General features: G+C 56.6%; 1 protein-coding gene. It reads right to left on the bottom strand.

The annotated features are described in order from the left end of the window. Positions 1–241: 241 nt before the first annotated feature. Positions 242–1,084, bottom strand: an 843-nt coding sequence (locus CUC53_RS16570; RefSeq protein WP_100295154.1) for a transposase, incomplete at its 5' end; no start/stop codon positions are given.

The raw sequence follows: 1,084 nt of genomic DNA, 5'->3' as shown, positions 1-1,084 counted from the left end.
TTCAAAAAACGATGAAATTCTGATGGTTACATCATTTTAAGGCTCGTCACGGTAGTTTTGTTTGGCTTACCATAGCCGACCAGAACCTATTGAGCTGCGATGGGTTGCTACCAGCGCGGGTCAAGTGAGCATATTGGAAGCTGTGATCCACGGGCGGTAGCGTGGGATTTGGTGGTGATACGCCCCATACAGAAAGGTGGGTGTCCCGGATTTCGTAATCGGCAGGGTGGAGGTGAAGCAATCAAAGCCGTGGCTGATGGCATCGCCGCTGGCCACAGTGGCGGGCAAACTGCTGGCACTCTTCTCTGCCGCCCACCACTCTGATCCCTTGTCGCCGAAACAGCGCCACCTGTTTCAACCAGCGGACACCATCAAGGCCAAGCCGTTCCAAAATGGGCCTAAGTTGGGCCGGAATATGCCCCCGTTTGTCAGGCCGAATCGCACGACCCGTCCAATCAACCAGCATCAGGTAGTCCGTGAAGGCACAGGGTAATGCTTCAGGCTTCCCTTGGCTGGCAAACGGCAGCAACAGGGGGGGTAAAACCTCAGGCGTAGCGGGCTCATCAAGGCGCTGTTTGATACTGGTGTAGTCACTTTGCTCTGGCCGGTCGGCCAACGCGGCGCGTATCGGGTTGAGGTCAACATACGCCATACAGGCCAGCACCGCTGATTCAGTGAGCAGGGCCTGACTTTTGAAGCGGCCCTCCCAGAAATGCCCCTTGCAACCATCTTCCTGATTAGCCTGACGGGCCAGAGTTTCATTGAGTAGCCGAATAAACCAGCTGATGGAATGAAGCCGCTCCCGCCATTGAGCCAGCAATTGCTGCACAACAGCCAGTTCCGGCTCGATAAGCGCCTCCCCCTGATACCAACGCCTGACCAACAGCGGCCACTGGAACAGCGCCGCCCAACGCTGCGCCACCTCCCGCTCACTCCAGTTGGCCGCGGTATCAGCCTCCACCTTGAGCACCAGATGATAGTGATTGCTCATCACCGCATAGGCGCAAATGCTGATAGCAAAGAGCCGCGATAGTTGCCCCAACTTGTCGACCACCCACTGACGTCGATGCTCGTAACTCTGACA

The organism is Aeromonas cavernicola (assembly GCF_002795305.1).
Taxonomy (GTDB): domain Bacteria; phylum Pseudomonadota; class Gammaproteobacteria; order Enterobacterales; family Aeromonadaceae; genus Aeromonas; species Aeromonas cavernicola.
The sequence above is the reverse complement of the archived record's forward strand: the minus strand, read 5'-3'. Positions and strand labels throughout refer to the sequence as shown.